Origin of the sequence: Promicromonospora sp. NPDC059942 (assembly GCF_042731755.1) — a bacterium.
In the GTDB taxonomy this organism is placed as follows: domain Bacteria; phylum Actinomycetota; class Actinomycetes; order Actinomycetales; family Cellulomonadaceae; genus Promicromonospora.
In genome coordinates this window covers 173,851-196,612 of sequence record NZ_JBHWLR010000003.1, presented here as the reverse complement: position 1 = coordinate 196,612, position 22,762 = coordinate 173,851, and the positions used below count along the sequence as shown (strand labels likewise).

At 71.1% G+C, this 22,762-nt stretch carries 19 protein-coding genes; 6 read left to right on the top strand and 13 right to left on the bottom strand.

Translation table 11 applies throughout. The features are described from left to right. Nucleotides 1-134: 134 nt before the first annotated feature. From ACFV9Q_RS05975 to ACFV9Q_RS05955, 5 genes are all read right to left on the bottom strand, one after another. Nucleotides 135-1,874 carry an ABC transporter ATP-binding protein gene (locus ACFV9Q_RS05975; protein WP_377231674.1) on the bottom strand — a complete coding sequence of 580 codons (1,740 nt, stop codon included), beginning with the start codon at nucleotides 1,872-1,874 and terminating at the stop codon, nucleotides 135-137. A gap of 2 nt (nucleotides 1,875-1,876) precedes the next feature. After that, the gene (locus tag ACFV9Q_RS05970; RefSeq protein ID WP_377231675.1) at nucleotides 1,877-2,875 is read right to left on the bottom strand and encodes an ABC transporter permease; all 999 of its coding nucleotides are present in this window, start codon (nucleotides 2,873-2,875) and stop codon (nucleotides 1,877-1,879) included. A gap of 27 nt (nucleotides 2,876-2,902) precedes the next feature. After that, nucleotides 2,903-4,423 (bottom strand): ABC transporter permease, encoded by a 1,521-nt coding sequence (locus tag ACFV9Q_RS05965; RefSeq protein WP_377233607.1) that lies wholly within the window; start codon nucleotides 4,421-4,423, stop codon nucleotides 2,903-2,905. A 194-nt stretch (nucleotides 4,424-4,617) separates the two neighbouring features. Beyond that, nucleotides 4,618-6,432: an ABC transporter substrate-binding protein gene (locus ACFV9Q_RS05960; protein WP_377233606.1), complete on the bottom strand. Its 1,815-nt coding sequence runs from the start codon at nucleotides 6,430-6,432 to the stop codon at nucleotides 4,618-4,620. A 231-nt stretch (nucleotides 6,433-6,663) separates the two neighbouring features. Beyond that, nucleotides 6,664-7,119: a cold-shock protein gene (locus tag ACFV9Q_RS05955; RefSeq protein WP_377231678.1), complete on the bottom strand. Its 456-nt coding sequence runs from the start codon at nucleotides 7,117-7,119 to the stop codon at nucleotides 6,664-6,666. 165 nt (nucleotides 7,120-7,284) lie between these two features. On the opposite strand from ACFV9Q_RS05955, the gene ACFV9Q_RS05950 reads away from it, so the two are divergent. Together ACFV9Q_RS05950 and ACFV9Q_RS05945 are read left to right on the top strand one after the other, a co-directional pair. Continuing rightward, nucleotides 7,285-7,920 (top strand): histone deacetylase, encoded by a 636-nt coding sequence (locus ACFV9Q_RS05950; RefSeq protein WP_377233605.1) that lies wholly within the window; start codon nucleotides 7,285-7,287, stop codon nucleotides 7,918-7,920. A 9-nt stretch (nucleotides 7,921-7,929) separates the two neighbouring features. Then, a complete protein-coding gene (locus ACFV9Q_RS05945; RefSeq protein ID WP_377233604.1) occupies nucleotides 7,930-8,460 on the top strand; it encodes a GNAT family N-acetyltransferase in 531 nt (176 codons plus the stop codon). Nucleotides 8,461-8,463: 3 nt separating this feature from the next. Here ACFV9Q_RS05945 and ACFV9Q_RS05940 read toward each other — a convergent pair whose 3' ends face one another. The 7 genes from ACFV9Q_RS05940 to ACFV9Q_RS05910 all read right to left on the bottom strand — a co-directional run bounded on the left by ACFV9Q_RS05940 (nucleotide 8,464) and on the right by ACFV9Q_RS05910 (nucleotide 17,284). Further along, nucleotides 8,464-9,252: a GNAT family N-acetyltransferase gene (locus ACFV9Q_RS05940; RefSeq protein WP_377233603.1), complete on the bottom strand. Its 789-nt coding sequence runs from the start codon at nucleotides 9,250-9,252 to the stop codon at nucleotides 8,464-8,466. A gap of 44 nt (nucleotides 9,253-9,296) precedes the next feature. Further along, the gene (locus ACFV9Q_RS05935; RefSeq protein WP_377233602.1) at nucleotides 9,297-11,138 is read right to left on the bottom strand and encodes a BCCT family transporter; all 1,842 of its coding nucleotides are present in this window, start codon (nucleotides 11,136-11,138) and stop codon (nucleotides 9,297-9,299) included. 173 nt (nucleotides 11,139-11,311) lie between these two features. Then, on the bottom strand, nucleotides 11,312-12,274 hold the full coding sequence (locus tag ACFV9Q_RS05930) for a carbohydrate ABC transporter permease (RefSeq protein WP_377233601.1): 963 nt from the start codon (nucleotides 12,272-12,274) through the stop codon (nucleotides 11,312-11,314). Further along, nucleotides 12,264-13,154, bottom strand: a complete 891-nt coding sequence (locus ACFV9Q_RS05925) for a carbohydrate ABC transporter permease (protein ID WP_377233600.1) — start codon at nucleotides 13,152-13,154, stop codon at nucleotides 12,264-12,266. Before ACFV9Q_RS05925 ends, ACFV9Q_RS05930 begins: the two co-directional genes overlap by 11 nt. Nucleotides 13,155-13,156: 2 nt before the next feature. After that, nucleotides 13,157-14,470 carry an ABC transporter substrate-binding protein gene (locus tag ACFV9Q_RS05920; RefSeq protein ID WP_377233599.1) on the bottom strand — a complete coding sequence of 438 codons (1,314 nt, stop codon included), beginning with the start codon at nucleotides 14,468-14,470 and terminating at the stop codon, nucleotides 13,157-13,159. Nucleotides 14,471-14,546: 76 nt separating this feature from the next. Then, nucleotides 14,547-16,169 (bottom strand): FAD-dependent oxidoreductase, encoded by a 1,623-nt coding sequence (locus ACFV9Q_RS05915; protein ID WP_377233598.1) that lies wholly within the window; start codon nucleotides 16,167-16,169, stop codon nucleotides 14,547-14,549. Continuing rightward, nucleotides 16,166-17,284, bottom strand: a complete 1,119-nt coding sequence (locus ACFV9Q_RS05910; protein ID WP_377233597.1) for a LacI family DNA-binding transcriptional regulator — start codon at nucleotides 17,282-17,284, stop codon at nucleotides 16,166-16,168. The genes ACFV9Q_RS05915 and ACFV9Q_RS05910 overlap by 4 nt, the downstream gene beginning before the upstream one ends. A 285-nt stretch (nucleotides 17,285-17,569) precedes the next feature. Here ACFV9Q_RS05910 and ACFV9Q_RS05905 point away from each other — a divergent pair, with 285 nt between their 5' ends. From ACFV9Q_RS05905 to ACFV9Q_RS05895, 3 genes are all read left to right on the top strand, one after another. Then, a complete protein-coding gene (locus ACFV9Q_RS05905) occupies nucleotides 17,570-19,282 on the top strand; it encodes a DUF1349 domain-containing protein (RefSeq protein ID WP_377233596.1) in 1,713 nt (570 codons plus the stop codon). 66 nt (nucleotides 19,283-19,348) lie between these two features. After that, nucleotides 19,349-20,380, top strand: coding sequence for a metalloregulator ArsR/SmtB family transcription factor (locus ACFV9Q_RS05900; RefSeq protein ID WP_377233595.1), 1,032 nt, complete (start codon nucleotides 19,349-19,351; stop codon nucleotides 20,378-20,380). A gap of 25 nt (nucleotides 20,381-20,405) precedes the next feature. Then, nucleotides 20,406-20,831: an arsenate reductase ArsC gene (locus ACFV9Q_RS05895; RefSeq protein WP_377233594.1), complete on the top strand. Its 426-nt coding sequence runs from the start codon at nucleotides 20,406-20,408 to the stop codon at nucleotides 20,829-20,831. Nucleotides 20,832-20,840: 9 nt separating this feature from the next. On the opposite strand, the gene ACFV9Q_RS05890 is transcribed toward ACFV9Q_RS05895, so the two are convergent. Continuing rightward, entirely contained in the window at nucleotides 20,841-22,283 is a 1,443-nt protein-coding gene (locus ACFV9Q_RS05890) for an NAD(P)-binding protein (RefSeq protein ID WP_377233593.1), read from the bottom strand. Between the two features lie 86 nt (nucleotides 22,284-22,369). Between ACFV9Q_RS05890 and ACFV9Q_RS05885 the strand changes: the two genes are divergently transcribed. After that, nucleotides 22,370-22,747, top strand: coding sequence for an ArsR/SmtB family transcription factor (locus ACFV9Q_RS05885; RefSeq protein WP_377233592.1), 378 nt, complete (start codon nucleotides 22,370-22,372; stop codon nucleotides 22,745-22,747). The last annotated feature ends 15 nt before the right edge of the window (nucleotides 22,748-22,762 follow it).

The window sequence follows — 22,762 nt, the reverse complement described above, 5'->3', positions numbered from 1 at the left end:
CTCCCAGGGAGGGGTTGTTTTGGTGGGTTGGGAGGTGGGGAGAAGAGAAAGGGGGAGCAGGGGAGAAGAAGAAGGGGGTAAGCCCCTCAGGTCACCGGGGTGACCTGAGGGCCTGACACGTCTACGGGGAAGGGCTACTCGTCCTCGATGTGCAGCTCCGCGATGTCGTCGCCGAGCTTGTTCAGCAGCGCGTGCCGCGCCTCGCGACGACGCCGCTGCTCCAGCGGCTCCGGCACGGGGGCGGCCGCGATGAGGCGCTGCGTGTACTCCTCACGGGGGTGGTGCAGCACCTCCTCGCGCGGGCCCTGCTCCACGATCCGGCCGTTCTGCAGCACCACCACGCGGTGGGCCAGCAGGTCGATCACCGCGAGGTCGTGGCTCACGAAGAGGCAGGCGAACTTGTACCGCTCCTGCAGCGCCGTGAACATCTTGAGCACGTTGGCCTGCACGGACACGTCCAGGGCCGACGTCGGCTCGTCAGCGACGAGCAGCTCGGGGTCGAGCGTGAGGGCACGGGCGATGCTCACGCGCTGGCGCTGGCCGCCGGAGAGCTCGTGCGGGTACCGGTTGAAGGCGCTGCGCGGCAGCTCGACGGCGTCGAGCAGCTCCAGCACGCGACGCCGGCGCGACCGGTCGTCGCCCTCCTTGTGCACCACGAGCGGCTCGGCGATCACGTCGCCGATCGGCAGCCGCGGGTTGAGCGACGACGCCGGGTCCTGGAACACGACGCCGATGCGCTTGCGCAGGGCCTTGAGCTCCTTGCCCCGCAGCTTGCCGAAGTCGGTCCCGAGGATCGACACCGAGCCGGACGCCGCGGGGATGAGCCCGAGCGCGCACTTGGCGATGGTGGACTTGCCGGAGCCCGACTCGCCCACCAGACCCACGATCTCGCCCTGCGCCACGGACAGCGACACGTCGTCGACGGCCCGGAACGTCGGCTTGCCCAGCCGGTGGTACTCGATGACGAGGTTGCCGAGGTCGAGCGCCGGCAGGTCCTCGGGCGCCGCATCGACCGGGGCGACGTCGCCGAACTGGCCCGGCCCGGACCCCAGGTGGGGCACGGCGGCCAGCAGGCGCTTCGTGTACTCGTGCCGCGGGTGGTTGAGCACCTGGTCGGCGGTGCCCGTCTCCACGAGGTCGCCCTTGAGCATGACGGCGACGCGGTCGGCCATGTCGGCCACGACGCCCATGTTGTGGGTGATCAGCAGGATGCCGGTGTTCAGCTTGTCCTTGAGCGAGCGGAGCAGGTCGAGGATGTCGGCCTGCACGGTCACGTCGAGGGCCGTGGTGGGCTCGTCGGCGATGATCACCTTGGGGTCGCACGCGATGGCCATGGCGATGACGACGCGCTGACGCTGACCGCCGGAGAGCTCGTGCGGGTACTGCTTGAGGCGGCGCTCGGGCTCGGGGATGCCGACCATCGCGAGCAGCTCGGCGGCACGCGCCGTGGCCTGCTTGCCGAAGGCGATGCCGTGCAGCTGCAGGCCCTCGGTGAGCTGGTCGCCGATCGTGAGCACCGGGTTCAGGGCGGTCATGGGCTCCTGGAACACCATGGCCACGTCGTTGCCGCGCATGTTGCGCAGGCCCCGGCCGTCCAGGCCGCCCACGACCTTGTCGCCCACGCGGATGGTGCCGCCGACGCGCGCGTTGCGGGGCAGCAGGCCGAGCGCCGTCATCGAGGTGACGGACTTGCCCGAGCCGGACTCGCCCACGAGCGCGACGACCTCGCCCGGCCGGACCTCCAGGTCGATGCCCTTGACGGCGTGCACGTCGCCGAACTCGGTCTTGAACGTGACGGTGAGGTCCTCGAAGGAGAGGACGGCGTCACCGGTCGCCGAGGCGGAACCGGGAGCGCTGATGTCGAGAGTGGTCATTCTCAGTCCTTGCTCCGGTTCTGGCGGGGGTCGAACGCGTCGCGCAGGCCGTCCCCGATGAAGTTCACGCACAGGGCGATGGTCAGGATCATCAGGCCCGGCCACCAGAACAGCCAGGGCCGGGTCGAGAAGGCGGCCTGGTAGTCGGAGATGAGCGTGCCGAGCGAGGTGTCGGGCGCCTGGACGCCGAACCCGAGGAAGCTCAGCGAGGTCTCCAGCAGGATCGCGGCCGAGATCGAGAGCGTCGCGGACACGATGATCACGCCGACCGCGTTGGGCAGCACGTGCCGGGTGATGATCCGCCAGGGACCGGTGCCGACCGCCTGGGCCGCGAGCACGAAGTCGCGCTCGCGGAGCGAGAGCACCTCGCCGCGCACCAGTCGGGCCAGGCTCGTCCAGGTGACCAGGCCGAGCACGAGGGCCAGGCCGAGGATGCCCCAGCCGGACGCCGTCTTGCCGAGCACCGCCGCGATCACCAGCAGCGGGATGACGATGAAGACGTCGGTGACCCGCATGAGGATCGACTCGAGCCACCCGCGGTAGAAGCCGGCCAGCGCGCCGATCAGCGTGCCCACGATCGTGGAGATGATGCCGACCGAGAACGCGATGATCAGCGAGAACTGGGTGCCGCGCATGACCAGCGCGAAGTAGTCCTTGCCACCGGTGTCCTGGCCGAACGGGTACGCCCAGGTGGGCGCGCCGTCACCGATCTTGTCGTACTGGAGCGTGTAGTCCTTGGGCCACCAGCCGGGGATGGGGCCGACGCCGATGGACGTGAACGCCACGATGATGACGATGCCGAGCACGATCATCGAGGTGAGTGCCGCCCGGTGCCGGAAGAACCGGCGGGCGACGAGCTGGCCCTGGCTGTAGGACTTGTCCTCGCCGGGCAGCGGGCCCGCCGAGCCGCCGGCCGCGAGGCCGACCGCGTCGACGCCGGCCACGGAGACCTGGGGCTCGTAGTCCTCGCCCTCGGGGTTGCTGTTCCTGATGTCACTCATGTCTGTGTCTCCTGCCGTGGCCCGCGCTCAGCGCCGGATCCGGGGGTCGAGGGCCGCGTACGCGATATCTGCCAGCAGGTTCATCAGCACGGCGGCGATGCCCGTGACGAGGAAGAACGCCATGACCGGTGCGGGGTCGACGGCGTTCAGGCCGTCCTGGAACAGCGCACCCATGCCCTTCCAGCCGAACACCTGCTCCGTGATGATCGCGCCGCCGATGATGCCCGCGAAGTCGAAGGCGATGATCGTCGTGATCGGGATCAGCGCGTTGCGGAAGGCGTGCTTGACGATGACCTCACGCTCGGACAGGCCCTTGGACCGGCCGGTGCGGACGTAGTCCTGGTTCAGGGTCTCCAGCATCGAGGACCGCGTGTACCGCGAGTAGCTCGCCACGGAGACCAGGGTGAGCAGGATCGTCGGCAGCAGGATCTGCGTGCCCAGGTCGAGCACCTGCTCCCAGAAGCCGCCGGTGAAGTTCGGCGTCTGCGAGCCGATCGTCGAGATGGGGCGCGACTTGACGCCCAGGAAGCTCGACCAGTGCGCGATCAGCAGGTCCGCGAAGACCATCGCGCTGGTGATCACGCCGGTGATGCCGGTGACGAGCATGACCTGCTTGCGCGCGTAGCCGCCCCAGGCGGCGCCGATCCCCACCGAGACCAGCACGGCGAGCACGAACAGCCCGGCGAGCAGGCCCCAGCTCGGGCTGTTGACCAGCAGCGGTGCGAAGGCGAGGTAGGCGACGACGCCGACGACCACGGTCGTACCCGCCGCGTAGAGGGCACGCCGGTTGCGCAGGCCCGCGACGAGCGCGGTGACGAGCACGCCCGCGGCGGCCGAGACCACGAGCACGCCGCCGATGCCGAACATCGGGTTGCGCCACCAGTCGAGGGAGTTGAAGACGAAGAGCATGATCGTGACGAACGCGAACACGACCGCGGCCGTGACCAGCCGGCGCTTCCTGGAGCCGCCGAGGATGGCCTGGAGCAGGAATCCCGCCACTATCGCCGCTATGACTATCGTCCATGGCGCGTACTGACCGACGGCGATCCAGTTGTTGTACTGGATGCCCGCGTACTCCTTGAGCAGCGTCGCCGCCCAGAACACCGGCAGCGAGAAGAAGAGGAACGCGCTGAAGGTGATGGAGTAGTCGAAGCCCGAGTACTGGCGGATCGCGGTGAGGATGCCGAGCGCGATGCCGACGACGATGGCGAGCAGCGTGGACACGGTCACCAGCCGCAGGGTCGAGCTGGCCGCCTGCTGGGTCAGCCCCAGCACGTCGACGCCGTTGATCGTGACGCCGAGGTCACAGTTACCGGTGAAGCAGCCTCCGACACCCTTGAGCCAGTCCCAGTAGCGCTCGTACCAGGGATCGTCGAGCCGCATCAGCGCGATTCGCTGGTCGATGAGCTGCTGCTTGTTCTGGGCGTTGGACTCGCGCAGGTCCTTGAGCGGATCGCCGGAGTTGATGGTCAGGACATACACGAGCAGTGAGGCGCCGAGCAGGACGAGCGCCGAGGCGCCGATGCGCCGGAGGATGAACTTGAGCACAGGTTGGCCCTTCGAGGCGGACGCAGCACGGCGTCTGCTGGGGAATGCGATCAGCGTGTCACTATAGGACACCGGATGAAAGTTGCTGCCATCCGCCCTGGTCAGAACGGGAAATAATCCTGACCTGAAGCGAACAGCCCTGCGGGGAAGGGAGCAGAGGCGCCCTTCCCCGCAGGTCTTGCGTCAGGCTCGCGTCAGGAGGCGCGGGCCCACTGCTCGGAGTTCCACACGACGCCGCTCTGGGCGGCGGTGTTGCGGACGTTCTCCAGGCTGGAGCTGCTGGCGATGACGCCCGGGTGGGCGAACAGCGGGATACCGAAGAGCGTGTCCCACAGCTGCTTCTCGATGATCACGGTCTGCTCGGCGTGCACCGTCTCGTCCGTGGTCGAGGCCAGCGTGTCCCACGCCTTGTCGACGGTCTCGTCCGAGTACCCGCCGTAGTTCTGCGGGAAGTCCGTCGCGTAGATGTTCTGGCCCGAGGCGATCTGGCCCGAGCCGGCCCAGGCGAACAGCGCCACCTCGTAGTCACCGTTCGGCAGGTCCTTGTCGAAGAAGTCCGGCGCGGCGGAGTCGACGATGTCGAAGCCGACCTGGTCGCACGAGGACTTGATGGCCTCGACCTCGGCGGCACGACGCGGGTTCGGCGCGGCGTAGCCGATGCGAACCTTCTCGCCCTCCTTGAGGCCCGCGGCAGCGAACTTCTCCTTGGCGGCGTCGAGGTCGACCTCGTCGTACCGGCCGTCGTAGGACTGCGAGACGACGTCCTCGTAGTTGTCCTGGAACGGGAAGACCTCGCGGGCGTTCATGACGACCGCCTCGGGGGCGATCGGCTTGATCAGGTCGTCCACGATCTTCTGGCGCGGCACGCAGAGCGCGAACGCCTCACGGGCCTCCAGCGAGTCGGAGAAGATGCCCGAGTTGAAGTTGAAGTCGAGGTGCTCCCAGGTCAGGTTCTGGTTGGTGTCCACCGTGACGGCGTCACCGAGCTGCTCGAGCTGCGTCACCGTGTCGACCGTGGGGCCGTTCGGCTGGATGACGTCGAGGTCACCGTTGGCGAGCGCCTGGATCTGCGCGTCGGCGGCGACGAAGCGGACCGTCAGCTCCTTGGTGGCAGCGGGCGTGCCCCAGTACTTGTCGTTCGCCTCAAGGGTGATGTACTGACCGGCCTCCCAGCCGTCCGCCTTGAAGTTGTACGGGCCGCTGACCGGGGCGATCGCCGGGTCCGGGACGTCGCCCGGCTGCGACAGCCAGCCCTCGTTCCAGAACTTGGCGGCCTTCTTCAGGACGTCGAGGTCGAGGTCCTGGATGGCGGTGACGAGCTCCTCGGTGGAGACGCCGGCCTGCTCGGCTACCACGTGCGCCGGGAACGGCGAGCCGATCTGGATCTTCCAGTCGGCGTACACGCGCTCGTAGTCGTAGGTGAACGACTTGGCGTCCGGGGAGTCCGCCTTCGGGCCCTCGGGGACGTAGTCACCCAGGCTCAGGCCGGAGACGTGGTTGAACAGCGGGACCTCGGAGGCGTCCTTGGTGACCTTGCCGTCCTCGGTGATCGCCTGAGTGGCCCAGTCGAGCAGGTAGTCGGCGTAGGTGATCGGGGTGCCGTCGGACCAGGCAGCCTCGTCGTTGAGGGTGTACTCGACCTGCAGCGGGTCCTCGGAGAGCGCCTCGTAGGTGCCGTACTCCTCGTCGGTGCAGATGGAGCCGTCGTTGCCGAAGTACCAGAAGCCGCCGAAGAGGCGCTCCGTCACGGCGCTGTTGTACGTGGAGTAGGTCTCCGGGGTGTTCGAGTTGTAGCCGAGGAACTCGTCCTCGACGGACACCTTGATCTCACCGTCAGCGGTGGTGACGTCCCCGAGGTCCGCCTTGCACGGGCCGTCGGCCGAGGCCGAGGTCGCAGTGGCTTCACCTTCGGCCGGGTTGTCGTTCCCCGCCGGGCTGGTGCACGCCGAGAACAGCAGCGCGCCACTGGCGGCCACTGCGACGGCGGCGCTCAGTCGCCTGATCTTCAATGTTCCTCCTCATGGGGATGACGGTCACGAACCACCGCCGTCCGCCTCAGCGCAGGGGGTGAGATGTCCGTCACCGTCAAGGTTTCCGCTCACGCTACTCACGCGATGGGAGGGTTTGCCCTACTTCGCCGTTTGCCGGAACTGATCGTTACCGACCTGATATCGCTCCGTAGCGGCATCGTCGCCGTACATCAAGAACGGAAACAGGGCGGTAACACCTCGGGTGAAATTTCACACCCATCCGTGCGATCGCGCCACCGCGACGAATGCACCCCGGGTCGCGAGCACCTGTTCGGCGGTCAGCGTGGGCACCGCGGCGAGCAGCACCTCGGTCACCTCGACCGCGAGCTCACGCTCGGACGGGCCCTCGCCGTCGGGCCGCGACCCGGCGTCGGGCAGGGGCGGGAGGAAGGTCGGGACTGGCGTGGTGGTCGCGCCCGCGCCGACGGCGGCCGACGCCATCGCCGGGGCCAGGGCGGGCGCCGGCGTCACCAGCGTGACCGTCGAGGCCTTCAGGCCCCGGTCGCCGTCCTCCACCGCGAAGTCCACGACCGCGCCCACCGCGAGGTGGCGCTTGTCGAACTCGAGGTCGTTGACGTGGATGAACACGTCGTCCCCACCGGTGTCCGGGGCAACGAAACCATAGCCGCGAACCTCGTCGAACCTGATGACCTTGCCTTGAACCACGGCACACACTCCACCTCGTGAGAAACCCTGCGTCTTCGAGTCTAGGACGCTTGTCCAACTCCGCCTGGGCAACGTACACGGAGGTTCTCGCTTTCCGTCCAAGGACTCTCCGTCGCGGGTCTGAAGCAGCCACCGTGGTTCCGTGGCGGTGGAATGTTGCGTAGCGTGGCCGGGACCCCCGCACCCGAGGAGAGTCCGCTGAGCACCGAGGTCTGGTACGTGAGCTATGGGTCCAACATGGCCCGGGCCCGGCTCGCCTGCTACCTCGAGGGCGGGTGCCCGCCCGGTGCGCGACGCCGCTACCCCGGGGCGCGCGACCGCACCCTGCCGCGCGAGGACCGGGCGGTCGAGCTGCCCGGACGCGTCTGGTTCGCGGGCGACTCCGCCGTCTGGGGCGGCGGCACGGCGTTCTACGACCACGACGCCGCGGGCCCGACGCCCGCCCGCGCCTACCGGATCACCGCCGCCCAGCTCGCCGACGTCGCGGCCCAGGAGATGCACCGCGTCCCCGTCCTCGACGACCCGCTGGAGGCCACGCTCCGCTCGGGGATCGCGCGGCGCCACACCGCGGGGCCGGGGCGGTACGAGACGCTGATCGCCGTCGGGCGGCTGGACGGCCTGCCGATGCTCACCTTCACCGCGCCGCACGGGCACGCGGGCCGTCTGCACTCGGCGCCGTCCTCCGCGTACCTCGCGACGATCGCCGCGGGCCTGCGCGAGGCGCACGGCTGGTCCGACGCCGAGGTGCGCACCTACCTGGCGTCCGTCGTCCCTCGCGACGGCGCGGGCCGACGGCGTTAGCGTGCGCACATGACGATCCGCGCGCTGGACACCTCCGAGGTGCTCCGGCGCGCGGACGAGATCGCCGGGGTGTTCCAGCGGGCGTTCGGCTACTCCGACGAGCGGCGCGACCACTTCCGGGACACCCGGCTCGCCTACCTGCCGCTGTACGACGGCGCACTGACGCTTGGCGCCTTCGAGGACGAGGCGCTCGTGGGGTTCGTGTACGGGTTCGACTACCAGCCCGGCCACTGGTGGCCGCAGCAGGTGGGGCCGGCGCTGGAACGTGCCGGTCACGGCGAGTGGGCCGAGGACGCGTTCGAGCTGAACGAGCTGGAGATCCTGCCGGAGCACCAGCGGCGGGGCCTGGGGACCGCATTGATGCGGGAGCTGCTCGGCCGGACACCGCACCGCCACACCCTGCTGTCCACCACCGCCGACCCCGCCGACCGGGCCAAGGTGCTCTACCGCCGCCTCGGGTTCGTGGACCTCGTCCCCGGTTTCCGGTACGCCGGCGTCACCGAGCCGGCGAACATCATGGGCCGACGGCGCGCGGGCTGACGCTCAGCGCTGCCACTCGTAGGGCGTCGTGGTGGACACCTTGTGGAAGCCGTAGCGCTCCAGGATCGGACGGGAGTACTCGGTCGAGTCGCTGTGGATCAGGGTCTTGCCCCGCGCGAGGGCCGAGCGCGCGCGGGCCGCAGTCAGCGCCCGGTAGATGCCCTTGCCCCGCCACTCCGGGCGGGTGCTGCCGCCCCAGATCCCGGCGAAGTCGGTACCCGGCACGGGCTCCAGCCGGCCCGCGGTCACGATCTGGCCGTCGGCCTCCGCGACCCACAGCTCCATCTCGGGGTCGATCGCCTGCCGGCGCAGGATCGCGTTCGCCGTCCGGTCCGAGACCGGGCTGCCGAACACCTCGTCCTGCATGGCGCACATGGCGCGCACGTCCGGCTCCTCGCTGACGCGGCGCAGCGTGACGCCGTCGGGCAGCGGGACGTCGACCGCGAGGGCCGCCGCGTCGCCGATCATGATCGACTCGGCCTCCTCGGCGACGAACCCGTGCTTCAGCAGGGCCTCGTGCAGCCCCGGCGCGTGGTCGTGGCCGCGCGTCTTCCACTCGACCTTCGTGATGCCGCCGTCGGCCCGGAAGTGGGCGACAGCCCCCTCGACGAGCTCCTGCACGCGCGCCTCGTCGGCCCCGCCCAGGTCGCGGTAGGTGACGAAGCCGCGCCCGCCCAGGAAGGTCACCAGCCGCAGGGGCCCGAGGACGGTCACGGAGATCGCGCTCGGGGTCTCGGCGTCGGTGCGGAGCTGCTCGTCGTACGCCTGGAGCAGGCGCGAGGTATCGGTCATGGGGTGATGCTCCGTTGCCGGGCCGGAGCCCGGCAACGGAAATATCAGTCCTTGACGACCGCGGCGCCGTCGGCGACGAGCGGCACCCCGTTCTCCGGGGTCGCCGGGGTGTCGTCCGCGTCCGCCTCCGGGGCCGACGCCGAGGTGGAGAGCTCGAACGGTTCTCCGTCGTGCTTCTCGACGCCGGTGTCGACCGTCTCGGCCAGCACCTGGACCGCCAGCTCCCGTTTCAGGACGAGCGGGTCGCTGGAGAGGTCCTTCCAGAGCGCGACGCACAGCACCAGCATCACCACGACGAACGGCAGCGCCGAGACGATGGTGATGTTCTTCAGGCCGTTCAGCGCCGCTGCCGGGTCGTCACCGCCGGCCAGCAGCATCGCGGCGGCCACGGCACCCGTGCTCACGCCCCAGAAGATCACCGACTTCTTGGTGGGGTTCTCGGCGCCGTTCTCCGACAGCCCGCCCATGATGATCGAGGCCGAGTCGGCGCCGGTGACGAAGAAGATCGCCACGAGCACGACGGCGAGGATCATCAGCGCGAGCCCGACCCACTCCGGCACCGGCAGGGCGCCGAGCATCTGGAAGAAGATGAGGTCGAAGTTGATGTCGGCCCCGCCCTGGCCGATCGCGGCGAGCGCCGCGCCGGTGTCCTGCGCCTGCTCGGCACGCTCCTGCAGGCCGATGGCCCCGCCGCCGAAGATCGCGAACCAGACCGTGGACACGATGGACGGCACCAGCAGCACGCCGGTGACGAACTGGCGCACCGTGCGGCCGCGCGAGATGCGGGCGATGAACGGGCCGACGAACGGCGTCCAGGACACCCACCAGGCCCAGTAGAAGATGGTCCAGGAGCCCATCCAGTCCGCGAGCGCCTGGTCGCCGGACGCCGCGGTCCGCGAGGCCATCTCCGGCAGGTCGCCGACGAAGGCGCCGAGGGAGGCGGGCAGCACGTTGAGGATGAACAGCGTGGGTCCGCCGATGAAGACGATGATCGCGAGCAGGAGCGCGAGCCACATGTTGGCATTCGACAGCCACTGGATGCCGCGCTCGATGCCGGAGACGGCCGAGAGGACGAACAGGCAGGTCAGGACGGCGATGATGACCACGAGGGTGGCCGTGCCGACGGACTCCATGACGCCCGAGTGCTGGATGCCGCCGCCGATCTGCAGGGCGCCGAGGCCCAGGGAGCAGGCGGAGCCGAAGAGGGTCGCGAGGATCGCGAGGATGTTGATGACCCGGCCGCCCGCGCCGTTGACGGCCTTGCGGCCGAACAGCGAGGTGAACATCGAGCTGAACAGCTGCGCGCGGCCCAGGCGGTAGGTGCCGTAGGCCATGCCGAGGCCCACGATGGCGTACATCGCCCAGGGGTAGAGGGTCCAGTGGAACAGGGTCTGCCCCATCGCGGTGGACGCGGCGGCGGGGGTGGACCCGTCGACGGTGCCGGGCGGGGGCGCCATGTAGAAGTACAGGGGCTCGCCCACGCCGTAGAACATGAGGCCGATGCCCATGCCGGTCGCGAACATCATCGCGATCCAGGACGGGGTGGAGAACTGGGGCTTCTCGCCGTCCTGCCCCAGGGGGATCTTGCCGAACTTGCCCATCGCCACGACGATCACGAAGACGGTGAAGATGGTGGCCGCGGTGACGAACAGCCAGCCGAAGTTCTTCAGGACTGCGCTCAGCGCGCTGTCGGCCACGGAGCCGAGGCTGTCGGGGCTGGCGAAGCCCCACACGATGAACGCGAGAGCGATCAGGCCGGCGACGCCGAAGACGATCCGGTCGGTCCCGACGCGGTGGTCCTGCGGGCCGCGTGCGGCCCGTTCGACCCGGCGTGCGGCGTGCTGGACACGCCCCAGCAGGGTCTTGGTGGTTTCTGAAGTACTCATCACAACGGCCCTCCTTTCCGCCCGGGTCTGCCGGTGGTCACACGGGAGGGCCAGGACTCCTTTACACATGAAGCGGCATTTACAGAGCGCTTCACGTTAGCATCACACCTGCTTTTCACCCCGGCGAGGGGAGGCGGCGGACGGCGGCACGCCCGGGAGCGCGCCGCCGTCGGTCAGCCCTTGAGGCCGCTGTGCGCGAGCCCCTGGACGAACTGCTTCTGCGCCACGAGGAAGACGGCCAGGACGGGCAGGACGGTGAGCGTCGTCGCTGCTAGCTGGACGTTCCACATGGGCCCGCCGTACGCGTCGACGTACTGCGTCAGCGCCTGCGGGAGCGTGAAGTTCTCCTTGCTGGACAGGTACACGACGGGTTCGAGGTACAGGTTCCAGGACTTGAGGAACGTGAAGATCGCCACGGCGCCGAGGGCTGACCGCGACAGCGGGACCGCGATGCGCCAGAAGACGCCCCAGCGACCGAGGCCGTCGATCCGGCCCGCCTCCTCCAGCTCGGTGGGCAGCCCCAGGAAGAACTGGCGCATGATGAACACGGCCAGGACGGCGGGCGCCCCGAGCACCGGGATCACGACGAGCGGCCAGTGCGTGTTGATGAGCCCGAGGCTGTTGACGATCCGGAACAGCGGGACGATCGTCACCTCCGAGGGCACGAGCAGCCCCACGAGCACCAGGACGAACAGCGCGTTGGCCCCGGGGAAGCGGATCCGCGCGAACGCGTAGCCCGCCATCGCCGCCACGAGCATGGTGCCGACCGTGACCAGCACCGCGATGTAGAGCGAGTTCCAGTACTGCTGCGCGAACGGCTGCAGCGTGAACACCCGCCCGTAGGCTTCCAGCGACGGGTCCTGGGGCCAGATGGTCGGCACCCGGCGCAGGATCTCGCTCATCGGCTTGAGGCTGGAGGTCGCCATCCACCAGGTGGGGAAGACGAACGGCACGCTCAGGACGGCCAGGACCAGCAAGAGCAGCCAGCGGGTCAGGCGCCCGCGGGCCCGGGCGCCCAGACCCCGGCGGCGCGGGGCCGGAGCCTCGGGCCCGGGCGGCCAGGCCCCGGGCGGCAGGTCGGACGTCGTGCCCGGCTTCGTGTCCGACCTCGGGTCGGACCGCACGTCAGACTTCATGGAAGACCCACCTCTTGCGCGACTGCCACTGCAGCAGCGTCAGTACGAGGACGATGAGGAACAGGAGCACCGCCAGGGCGCTGGCGTAGCCGAACTCGTTGAACCGGAACGCCTGCTGGTACAGGTAGTAGACGAGGACCGTCGTCGAGTTCCCGGGGCCGCCGCCGGTCAGCACGTCGATCTGGGCGAACACCTCGAGCGAGCCGACGATCGTGATGATCGAGACCAGCAGGATCGTCGGGCTGATCAGCGGCAGGGTGATCGAGCGGAACCGCCGCCACGCGCCGGCCCCGTCCAGCCGGGCCGCCTCCTGCAGCTCCTCGGGCACGCCCTGCAGCGCGGCGAGGAACAGGATCATGTTCAGCCCGACGTTCTTGAACACCTGGACGATGATCACGGCGACCATGGCCGTGGTGGGATGCCGCAGCCAGTTCGGCCCCTGGACGCCGACCTGCTCCAGGAACCCGTTGATGCCGCCGTCGGCCTGGAGCAGGAAGCTCCAGACGATGGTCCAGGCGACCAGCGAGACGACGACCGGCGAGAAGAAGAAGGTCCGGAACGTGGTGGTCCCGGGCAGCTTCTGGTTGAGCAGGACGGCGAGCAACAGCGCCAGCGCGATGTTCACCACGACGAGCCCGATCGAGAACCACAGGGTCGCGAGCAGCGCGTCCGCCAGCCCGGGGTCGGCCGCCATGCGCTGGTAGTTCTCCGCCCCGACGAACGTGAACGTGTTCGCCAGGACGTTCCACTCGTGCAGGGAGTACCAGACCACCATGCCGAGCGGCAGGACGACGAAGGCGAGGGACCCCAGGACCACCGGGGCGACCATGGTGTACCCGACGAGCCAGTCGCGGCGCACCGCCGCTGACGCCGTTGCCACGATCAGTCCTCCAGCAGCGGCGTGATCGCCGAGCAGGTGTCGGCCAGGACGGCCTCGACGTCGGCGTCCTCGACCCAGAGCGCGTCGAGCTCGGCGCGCACCGTCTCCGACAGCTTGGCGAAGTTCTTGTGCGCCGGCTTGGTCACCGCGTCCTCGACGCCGTCGACGACCACGGCATCGAGCTGGTCGGCGGTGAGCTTCGGGTTGGCGGCGGCCAGGCTGTCCCCGTTGAGCAGGGACTGGCGGGGCGGCGGGAAGTAGGCCGCGAGCTGCTCCGCGTTCTCGGGGTTGGTGAAGTACGCGAGGAAGTCGGCCGCGACGTCCGGGTGCTCGCTCGCGGCGAAGACCCCGACCCCGGCCTGGCCCACGACGTTCTGCTTGCCGGCCGGACCCTCGGGCATGGGCACGATGTCCCAGTGGAACGAGTCGTCGAGCGACGACGCCCGGCTGATCTGGGTGATCGTCATCGCGGCGTCACCGGCGAAGAAGTCGGCGGTGGTGCCCGGCGTCGGCAGGGCGCCGTCGGTGAACACGGCGTCGTGGAACCAGGTCATGGCGTCGACCATCGCCGGCTCCGTGAACGTGCACTGGGTCCCGTCCGCGCTCCACGGGGCCGCCTTCCACCCGGCCCAGACCGTGGCCAGGTTCTCCCACGCCTGGTAGTCGAAGTCCCGCACCACCAGGCCCTGCTTGCCGGAGTCCGCGGCCGTCGCCGCGGCGATGTCCCGGGCGGCGTCGAAGGTCCACCTGCCGTCCGCGACCAGGTCGACCGGGCTGGGCTGGCCCGCCGCCTCGATCTGGTCGGTGTTGACGAACATCGCGAACGGGCTGTTGGAGAACGGGTAGGCGTACAGCCCCTCGCCGTCCTGCCACAGCGACAGGGCGCTGGGCACCAGGTCGTCGTACGCGTAGCCCTCGGTGCCCTCGAGCACCTGGGCCAGGTCAACGAGCGCGCCGCTGGCCACGAACTCCGGGGCGTTGCTCTCGAAGATCCACGCCAGGTCCGGGGCGTTGCCGCCCGCGAGCTGCGTGGTCAGCGCCGTCGTGTAGTCCTCGAACGGGATGGTCTCGAACTTCACGCTCGCGACCAGCTCCGGGTTGTCGGCCACGTAGGCGTCCGCGATGGACTGGAAGAGGTCGAGCTGGGTCTCGTCCGCCGTCCAGACGGTCATCCGCAGGTCGACCGGCTCGGACGGGGTCTCGGGCTCGCCGACGGGCGCGTCGGTCCCGCCCGCGCAGGCGGACAGGGCCAGGGCCGTCCCGAGGACGGCGGCGGTTCCCGCCGTCCTGCGGGTCCGGGGGTGCAGTGCAGACATCAGTTCTCCTTTGAACAGGGGGTGCGGCAGTGGGGATGAACGCCGTCGGCGTCGGTACGGGTGGACGCCGACGGCGTCAGTACGGGTGGGCCTCGGCCGGCCAGCGGAGCTCGACGCCGGAGGCGACGAGCTCGGCCTGGTAGTCGGCGAGCAGGTCCGGCTCGGACTGGACGGAGTGCGGGGTGCGGCCGGTGGCGAGGCAGTGCGCGGCGAGGTGCCCCGCCGCCTCGCCGACGTTCCACTCGACCGGGTGCAGCCGGTAGCACCCGTTCGTGATGTGGGTGGTGCCGATGTTCTTGTTGCCGGCGAGCAGGTTGGTCGTGCGCCGCGGCAGCAGGGCCCCGAGCGGGATCTCGAACGGGGTGGACGGCACGTCGATGTACGTGTCGCCGCCCGTGGAGGGGTGCAGGTCGATCCGGTACATGCCCACACCCACCGAGTCCGCGTACCGGGTGGCGCCCCGGTCGCCGCGCACGGCGTAGGAGACGTCGTTCTCGGTGACCGTCGTGACCGCCTTGATGCGGCGGGACTCGCGGTGGTAGGCCGCCTGGGCCAGGCCGTCCGCGTTGCCCATGACGTCGGGGCGCAGTCGCAGGCCCGGGAACCCCGTGCCGCCGTCGGCCCGCGGCGCCTCGGTCTGCATCCAGTACAGCATCGAGAGGCTGAGCTGCCGGGCGTCGGCGATCCGCGCCTCCTCCTCCGCGCGAGAGACGTCGAGAACGTGGCCCAGGAAGTAGTCGATGCTCGGCCAGTTCACCAGGCACAGGTCGCTCTCGTAGAAACCGGGCTCGTGCAGGTCGCGGGCGGCGATACGGCGGAACAGCCAGAGGTTGCCGTCGCCGGCGTTCTTCGACTGGTCGGCGTCCACGGCGAGCGGGTCGTCGCCGGGGTTGGGGGTGAACGACCGCTTCTCCAGCGCGAGCGTGCGCGGGTTGGGCGCCGTCCATGACAGGAGCTGCTCGCCGCCCCAGGCGGCGGGCGCGTAGGTGCGCCAGAAGTCGTAGCGCTCCGGCTTGTCGATCGTGTGGTCGCCGTCCGTGTGCTCGACGACGAAGCACACGCTCAGGGCCTGGACGTTGTCCGGCTGGGCCTCATCCGGGGCGCTGGGCTCCCCCGTCTCGTGCCGCGACTCGAACCCGGTGACGTACTCCGTGCCCGTGAGCGGCAACAGCTCGCCGGTCTCGGTCGCGTCGATCGTGTACGCCGCGGCGACCGTCACGTCCGCGCCGTCCACGACGGAGCGGAGCGTCACCGAGGTGACCCGGTCGCCGTCGGTGGTGGCCGACGTCGCGCGGACGCGCTCAAGCAGCCGGATGCGACCCGCCGAACGGTAGGGGGCGAGCATCTCCTCCAGCACGCCCACGGCGACCCGCGGCTCGTGGCACAGCTTGGACACCCACCCGGCGCCCGGGTTGAGCTCCGCCCAGTCCTTCGCGCCGTCGGTGAGCGGGTAGCGCCGCCGGTAGACGTCGCGGATGCCGTCGCGCAGCGCGCGGTAGCGGGCCGTCACGCCGAACCGCTCCACCCAGGGGTGCTCGTCCGGCGGCACGCCCTGCGACGTGAGCTGCCCCCCGATCCACGGGTGCTCCTCGGTGAGGACGACGCTCGCGCCCCGGTCGGCGGCGGCCAGCGCGGCGGCGATGCCGCCGAGCCCCGCGCCCACCACGAGCACGTCGGTCTGCAGGTCTTGATGGGTCACGCGTGGTCCGTCCTGTCGTCAGTCTCTGTTCGGGGGCTGGTGCGCGTGCCCGGGGGCGGCGGCGCGACGGTGGCGCCCTCCACGTCCGGGCACACGAGGACCTGGTGCAGCTCGGCGTCCGTCACGGCGGCGGGCCGCCGGCTGTCGCGCTCCCGCCGCGGCTCGTCGTCGGACACGAGGCGCGAGAGGAGGTAGAGCGCGCGGGCGCCCATCTCCTCGCGGGGCACGGAGAAGCCGGACCACTGCCGGCCGCCGCGCCGCGGGTGGTGCGGCTGCCCGAGCAGCAGCACCGAGACGTCGTCGGGCACACGCCGGCCGCGCCGTTCGAGCTCGTCGGCGAGCTCCTCGGGGTGGTTCTCCGGGGCCACGACCACGGCGGTGAAGCGCTGGTCGACGATCTCGGCCGCGGTGGCGGCGACGTCCTCCAGCTCGACGAACCGCGTGGTGAGCCCGTGGGCCTTCATCGCGGTGCGGTAGCCCTCGACGCGGTCGAGCGTGGGCTGGTCGGTGCCGCGCATCCCCACGTAGCCGATGCGCTGGTGGCCGTGGGCGACCAGGCGGTCGATCTGCCGCACGGTCCCGCCCACGTAGTCGGCGCCCACGTACGGCAGCCGGCCGCCGTCGCTGCCGCGCTTGCCGATGAAGACGAAGGGGTAGTTGGTGTCGAGCAGGTGCTGCAGCTCGCCGCGGTGCTCGTGCTGGCCGAGCAGCAGGCAGCCGTCGGCGACGCCGAGCCGCTGCCAGCCGTCCCGGGTGAGCCGGCGGCGGCCGTCCGCCACCGGGGCGCTGGTGAACAGCAGGATGTCGACGCCGAGCCGCTCGGCGGCGTGCTCGATGCCGGTCAGGAAGGGCCCGTAGAAGTCGCGGCTGGCGCGCGGGAACGTGGCCTCGTACGTGAAGACGCCGAGGATCTGGGCGAGCCCGCCCGCGAGGCGCTGCGCGGCCGGGTTGGCCGTGTAGCCCGTGATGCGGATGGCGTCCAGCACGCGCTGGCGCGTCTCCTCGCTGATCCGTACGCCCGCCGGCGTGCTGCCGTTGAGCACGAACGAGACGGTGGCCTGGCTGACGCCCGCCATGGCGGCGACGTCCGTCTGGGTGATGCGACGACGTGGCACGGCTCCTCCTCGAAACGCCCGGTCGGGTCATCGTTGACCCCGGGAGTCTCACGGGCGGCCGAGCGTGCGGTCAATCTGATGATGCGCATTATTAGCAACCGCCCCCGGGGGGCCCGCGCGGCCCGGAAACGCCGCCCGGGCCGCCGTCGCCGCCGGATGTGGCGCATTATCAGCGGCCGTGTCGATGGACTTGATTACCTCCCTTGACCGGCCGTCCGGTGCGCCCGAAGGCTGGCGCGGTCGTGACACACGACGTCATGCCACTGCGACGAAGGAGTACGCATCATGGCTGTTCCCACCGCGCGCCGGGCCCTCGCCGGCGCCACCCTCGCCCTCGTGGTCGCGCTGATACCGGGCATGACCCAGGCGGCGACCGCCGCGCCGCCGGGTCATGGCGCACCCGGGGCGCCCGGGGCCGCGCTGCCGGTCTTCACGTCGACCGGACCGATCGTCGACCCGCTCGACGACACGCTCCCCCACAACCCCAACCAGGAGTTCATCTTCCCGTCGGTGTTCCACGCCGGGGCGCACCTGAGGGACCCGCTGGGCGAGTGGTACGTCTACTACGCGCCGCACGACGACCCGGGCGGCATCAACCTGATGTACGCAGACTCCCTCGACGGGCCGTGGACCCAGTACGAGGGCAGCCCGGTGGTCTCGAACCGGTGGGAGGGCATCTACGACGTGCCGCACGTCTCCTCCCCCGATGCCGTGTGGAACGCCGCCGAGCGCAAGATGTACCTGTACTTCCACGGCGACAACACGGTGACCCGCTACGCGACCTCGACCGACGGCGTCACCTTCGACTACGGCGACGAGGCGGTCACCACCGAGATGGTCGACGCCGCCCAGCCCGGCCGGCACGCCACCGAGACGTCGTACGCGCGGGTCTTCCCCAACCCCGACCGGTCCTCCAGCGACCGCTGGGCGATGCTGTTCATGACCAACTACGACACGAACGTGCGGCACATCAACCTGGCGTACTCGCGGGACGGCAAGGACTGGCGGGTCGAGCCCGAGCCGATCGTGACGCCGGGACCGGCGGAGGGCACGAACGTGTCGGCCGCCGACCTGTGGCGCTGGCAGGGCAAGGACTACATCGTCTACGGCTCCACCGTCGGCACGATCTTCGCGCGCCAGGTGGACCGGACCCTCACCGAGGTGGGCGAGCCCGAGCCGCTGTTCATCCCCCGGCCGGCGCCGCCCGAGGCCGGGCGGGCGTCGTCCCCGCAGATCGTCACCGACCGCGGCACGACGCACCTGATCTACGAGTACGGCGAGCGGTCGCACACGACCATCGGGCACGCGGTGCTCGACCCCGACGGCGTCCGGGACCCGCTCAACACCCGCCCCGAGGACCCGATGTACGCGCAGTGCACCGGCGCGGGCTCCGACGAGCTCGACGGCTCGTCGGTGGACCGCTCGCTCTGGTCGACGGCGGTCCGCGGCGGCCTGGACCGCTCGGTCGTCGCCGACGGCGCGTGGCGCATCCCGACGTACTCCGGCAACTCGACGTCGGCCCCGCTGGTGCTGCAGCCGGTGCCGGGGACGCCCTGGGAGGTGACGACGCAGGTCACGCTCGACCCGCAGGTCAACTTCCAGCAGGCGGGCCTGATCGTGCGGCGCGACGACGCCAACTCGGTGCGGATCGACATCTCGCACGTCGACGCCGGCAAGCGGTTCGACTTCGTCTGGCGCAACAACGGGGTGGACCGGAACAACTCGTGGACGGCGGAGGACTCCGCGCTGGCCCCGCCGGAGACGGGTGACACCGTGTGGCTGCGGATCACGAACCACGGCGAGTGGCTGACCGCGTCGTACAGCGTGGACGGCGCGACGTTCGTCAACCTCGGGCGCGCCACCCCGGCCGGCCAGCTCGCCGCGACCGACGTCGGGCCGTTCGCCTACCGGGGGCCGGCGGCCACGCCCGAGCTCACGGCGGCCTTCGACTGGATCCGGTTCACCCCGGACGAGGAGGAGCTGGCCGGCTGCGCCTGACCGGACTTGCCGTCCTGCATCGACGACTGTCAACATAGACATCAGTCGATATACCGGAGGACGGCGATGACTGCTCTGACCACGTCAGGCGCGCGCGGGCTGGAGTCGCACGCGATGGGCGTGGACGCCGCGACAGCCGTGGCGTCCACGCTCAAGGCCCTGGCCGAGCCGCTGCGGCTGCGCATGCTGTCGGCCGTCGCGACGAGCTCGGACGGCGAGCTCACCGTGGGCGAGCTCGCCACGCTGACCGACGTGTCGCAGCCCACGGTGTCCCACCACCTCAAGGTGCTGCGCGACGTCGGCCTCCTGACGTCGGACCGGCGGGGCACCTCGGTCTGGTACCGCATCGAGCCGGCCTACCGCGGCGCCGTGAACACGCTGCTGGACCGGTTCGCCCCGGCGGCAGTCGACGTGGCGGGCCGGGCGCACCTGACCGCGCTCGAGAACGTCGAGCCGGCCCTCGACCGGCTGGCGGCGTCGCTGGCCGAGCGGTTCCCGGCGACGCCGCGCGGCGAGTGCGTGCGGGTGGTCCGCGAGTCGTACACGGCACTGGTCCGGCGGGGCGGCGAGGCCACCCACCTGGTCACGCTCACCGAACACTTCGCGCGGCAGCGGATCATCGACGCGGAGCGGGCGCACGCGCGGGAGACCGGCGCGGACGGCGCGCGGCGGCCGCCGCAGGTGCTGTTCGTCTGCGTGGCCAACGCCGGGCGGTCCCAGCTCGCCGCCGCCCTGCTGCGCCACTACGCGGGCGACCGGGTGGTGGTCCGCTCCGCCGGCTCGGCCCCCGCGGCCGACGTGCACGCCGGAGTCCGCGGGCTCCTGGCGGAGCTCGGCGACACCACGGCCGCCGACGAGGTGGACGACGTGACCCGCTTCTACCCCAAGCCCCTGACCGACGACGCGGTCCGCGCGGCCGACGTCGTGGTGACCATGGGCTGCGGCGACGTCTGCCCGGTGCTGCCCGGCACCCGGTACGAGGACTGGATGGTGGGCGACCCCGCCCTCGCCTCCCCCGCCGGCGTCGCCGCGATCCGCGACGAGCTCGACGAGCGCGTGCGCGCCCTGCTCGCCGACCTGGCCACCCAGGCCGCCTGACCCACCGCACGAGCCGGAGAGACTCATGAGCAGCACCGAGACCAGCAAGCCGTCCGCCCTGTTCGTCTGCGTGCACAACGCGGGCCGCTCCCAGATGGCCGCGGGGTTCCTGCGCGAGCTGTCGGGGGACGCCGTCGAGGTGCGCTCGGCCGGGTCGATGCCCGCGCAGCTGATCAACCCGACCGCCGTCGAGGCCATGCTGGAGCGGGGCATCGACATCCGCGCCGAGCAGCCCAAGGTGCTGACGGACGAGGCCGTGCGGGCCTCCGACGTCGTCATCACCATGGGCTGCGGGGACGCCTGCCCCTGGTACCCCGGCAAGGACTACCAGGACTGGGAGCTCGACGACCCGGCCGGCCAGGGCATCGAGGCGGTGCGGCCGATCCGCGACGAGATCGAGCGCCGTGTGCGGGGGCTGCTAGGGCAGCTCGGCGTCGATCCCGTCGCGTGACGGCGTAGGTCAGGCCTGGGCGGGCTCGGCCGGGACAGGCTCGGGCCGGGCATGCTCGGCGGGCGCGCCCAGGCCGAGCGTCACCGCCTGCGGGCCCGACGGCGCCGCGCAGCACCCGCCGCCCGAGCCGCCGACCAGCGCGAGAGCCTCCGGGGAGACCACGCCGTCCGCGTCCGCGGCGAACGCCAGGTCCGAGGAGCAGACGCCGGTCTGCGGCAGGTTCAGCTCGACGGCGTCGGCCGCGGCGCGGTCCCCCGCCAGGGCCGCGACCACGGACCGCACCTGCTCGTACCCGGTGGCCAGCAGGAACGTCGGCGCCCGGCCGTAGGACTTCATGCCGACCAGGTAGAACCCGTCGTCGGGGTGGGCCAGCTCCGTCTCGCCGTGCGCGGGCACCGTGCCGCAGGAGTGGAGGTTCGGGTCGATCAGCGGCGCGATCCGCCGCGGCGCCTCGACGACGGGGTCCAGGTCGAGGCGCACCTCGCGCAGCATGCCCAGGTCGGGCCGGAACCCGGTCGCGTTCACGATCGTGTCCACCCGCAGGTCCAGGGCTCCCTCGACGCCGTCCGCGCGCGCCGTCCCGAGCACCCGGACACCCGACGCCGCCGGCTCCAGCCGCTCGATCGCCACCCGGGTGAGGAGCTCGAGGTGGCCGGCCTCGACCGCGTCGCGCAGCCGGGTGCCGAGCAGGCCGCGGGCGGGCAGCTCGTCGTCCGACCCGCCGCCGTACAGGCGGCGTGCCGACCCACCGCGGATGGCCCACACGATGCGGGTGGCAGGCTCGTCCTTCGCCAGCTCGACCAGGCCGAGCAGCGTGTTCGCGGCCGAGTGCCCCATGCCCACGACCAGCGCGGTGCGCCCGGCGAACCGGTCCCGGTCGGCGCCCAGCACGTCGGGCAGGGCTCCGGTCAGGTGGCCGTCCGCCGACTCCTCGCCGATCGCCGGGAGACCCGACAGGCCCAGCGGGTTGGGCGTGCCGTACGTGCCCGAGGCGTCGATCACCGCTCGCGCCCGGACCTCCCGTACCTCCTCGCCCACGGTGTAGCGCACCAGGTACGGCCGGCGCTCGCGACCGAGCGACCGGGACCGGTCGGCCCCGTCCCGGGCCACGTCGGAGACGCGGACGCCGTAGCGGACGCGGTCGCCGAGGGCGCCGGCCAGCGGCGTCAGGTATTTCTCCACCAGGTCACGGCCGGTGGGCAGGGCGTCCGGGTCGGGCTCCGACCAGCCCGCCCCCGTCAGCAGACGGCGGGCGGCGGCGTCGACGTCGTACCGCCACGGGGAGAAGAGGCGCACGTGGCCCCACGAGGCGACGGCGGCGCCGGGGCCGCTGCCGGCCTCCAGCACGAGCGGCTCCAGGCCGCGTTCCAGCAGGTGTGCCGCGGCGGCGAGGCCGACCGGCCCGGCGCCGACAACCACGACGGGCAGGTTCTCGCGGGACGTCTCGGACATGACCCACTCCTTCTCAGATCGAAGTTTCTCGATGGGATGACGTGTGCAACATATCCATAATCTTCGATGCGTGGCAAGATGGGCGCATGGCCACCGCACTCACCCTGACGGACATGTCGCGCACCAGCCCGGACCCGGCGTCGGGCGCATGCTGCGCGCCCCTCGTGCGCGAGGCGGCGGACCCGCAGACCGCCGCCGAGCTGGCGCGGGTGTTCAAGGCCCTGGGCGACCCCACCCGGGTGCGCCTGCTGTCGATCGTCGCGTCGCACGCCGGCGGCGAGGCGTGCGTCTGCGACCTCACCGAGCCGGTCGGGCTGTCGCAGCCCACGGTGAGCCACCACCTCAAGCTGATGGTCGACGCCGGCCTGCTCACCCGCGAGCAGCGCGGCAAGTGGGCCTACTACTCCGTGGTGCCGGGCGCGCTGAACCGGCTCGGCGTGCTGCTCACCGAGGCGACCGGCTGAGCCGGGGCGACGGGC

What these genes read in the sequence shown, in the direction of transcription:
- ACFV9Q_RS05975 (WP_377231674.1), bottom strand. Translation starts at nt 1,874, where the DNA reads ATGACCACTCTCGACATCAGCGCTCCCGGTTCCGCCTCGGCGACCGGT.
- ACFV9Q_RS05970 (WP_377231675.1), bottom strand. Translation starts at nt 2,875, where the DNA reads ATGAGTGACATCAGGAACAGCAACCCCGAGGGCGAGGACTACGAGCCC.
- ACFV9Q_RS05945 (WP_377233604.1), top strand. Translation starts at nt 7,930, where the DNA reads ATGACGATCCGCGCGCTGGACACCTCCGAGGTGCTCCGGCGCGCGGAC.
- ACFV9Q_RS05940 (WP_377233603.1), bottom strand. Translation starts at nt 9,252, where the DNA reads ATGACCGATACCTCGCGCCTGCTCCAGGCGTACGACGAGCAGCTCCGC.
- ACFV9Q_RS05935 (WP_377233602.1), bottom strand. Translation starts at nt 11,138, where the DNA reads ATGAGTACTTCAGAAACCACCAAGACCCTGCTGGGGCGTGTCCAGCAC.
- ACFV9Q_RS05930 (WP_377233601.1), bottom strand. Translation starts at nt 12,274, where the DNA reads ATGAAGTCTGACGTGCGGTCCGACCCGAGGTCGGACACGAAGCCGGGC.
- ACFV9Q_RS05920 (WP_377233599.1), bottom strand. Translation starts at nt 14,470, where the DNA reads ATGTCTGCACTGCACCCCCGGACCCGCAGGACGGCGGGAACCGCCGCC.
- ACFV9Q_RS05905 (WP_377233596.1), top strand. Translation starts at nt 17,570, where the DNA reads ATGGCTGTTCCCACCGCGCGCCGGGCCCTCGCCGGCGCCACCCTCGCC.
- ACFV9Q_RS05900 (WP_377233595.1), top strand. Translation starts at nt 19,349, where the DNA reads ATGACTGCTCTGACCACGTCAGGCGCGCGCGGGCTGGAGTCGCACGCG.
- ACFV9Q_RS05895 (WP_377233594.1), top strand. Translation starts at nt 20,406, where the DNA reads ATGAGCAGCACCGAGACCAGCAAGCCGTCCGCCCTGTTCGTCTGCGTG.
- ACFV9Q_RS05890 (WP_377233593.1), bottom strand. Translation starts at nt 22,283, where the DNA reads ATGTCCGAGACGTCCCGCGAGAACCTGCCCGTCGTGGTTGTCGGCGCC.
- ACFV9Q_RS05885 (WP_377233592.1), top strand. Translation starts at nt 22,370, where the DNA reads ATGGCCACCGCACTCACCCTGACGGACATGTCGCGCACCAGCCCGGAC.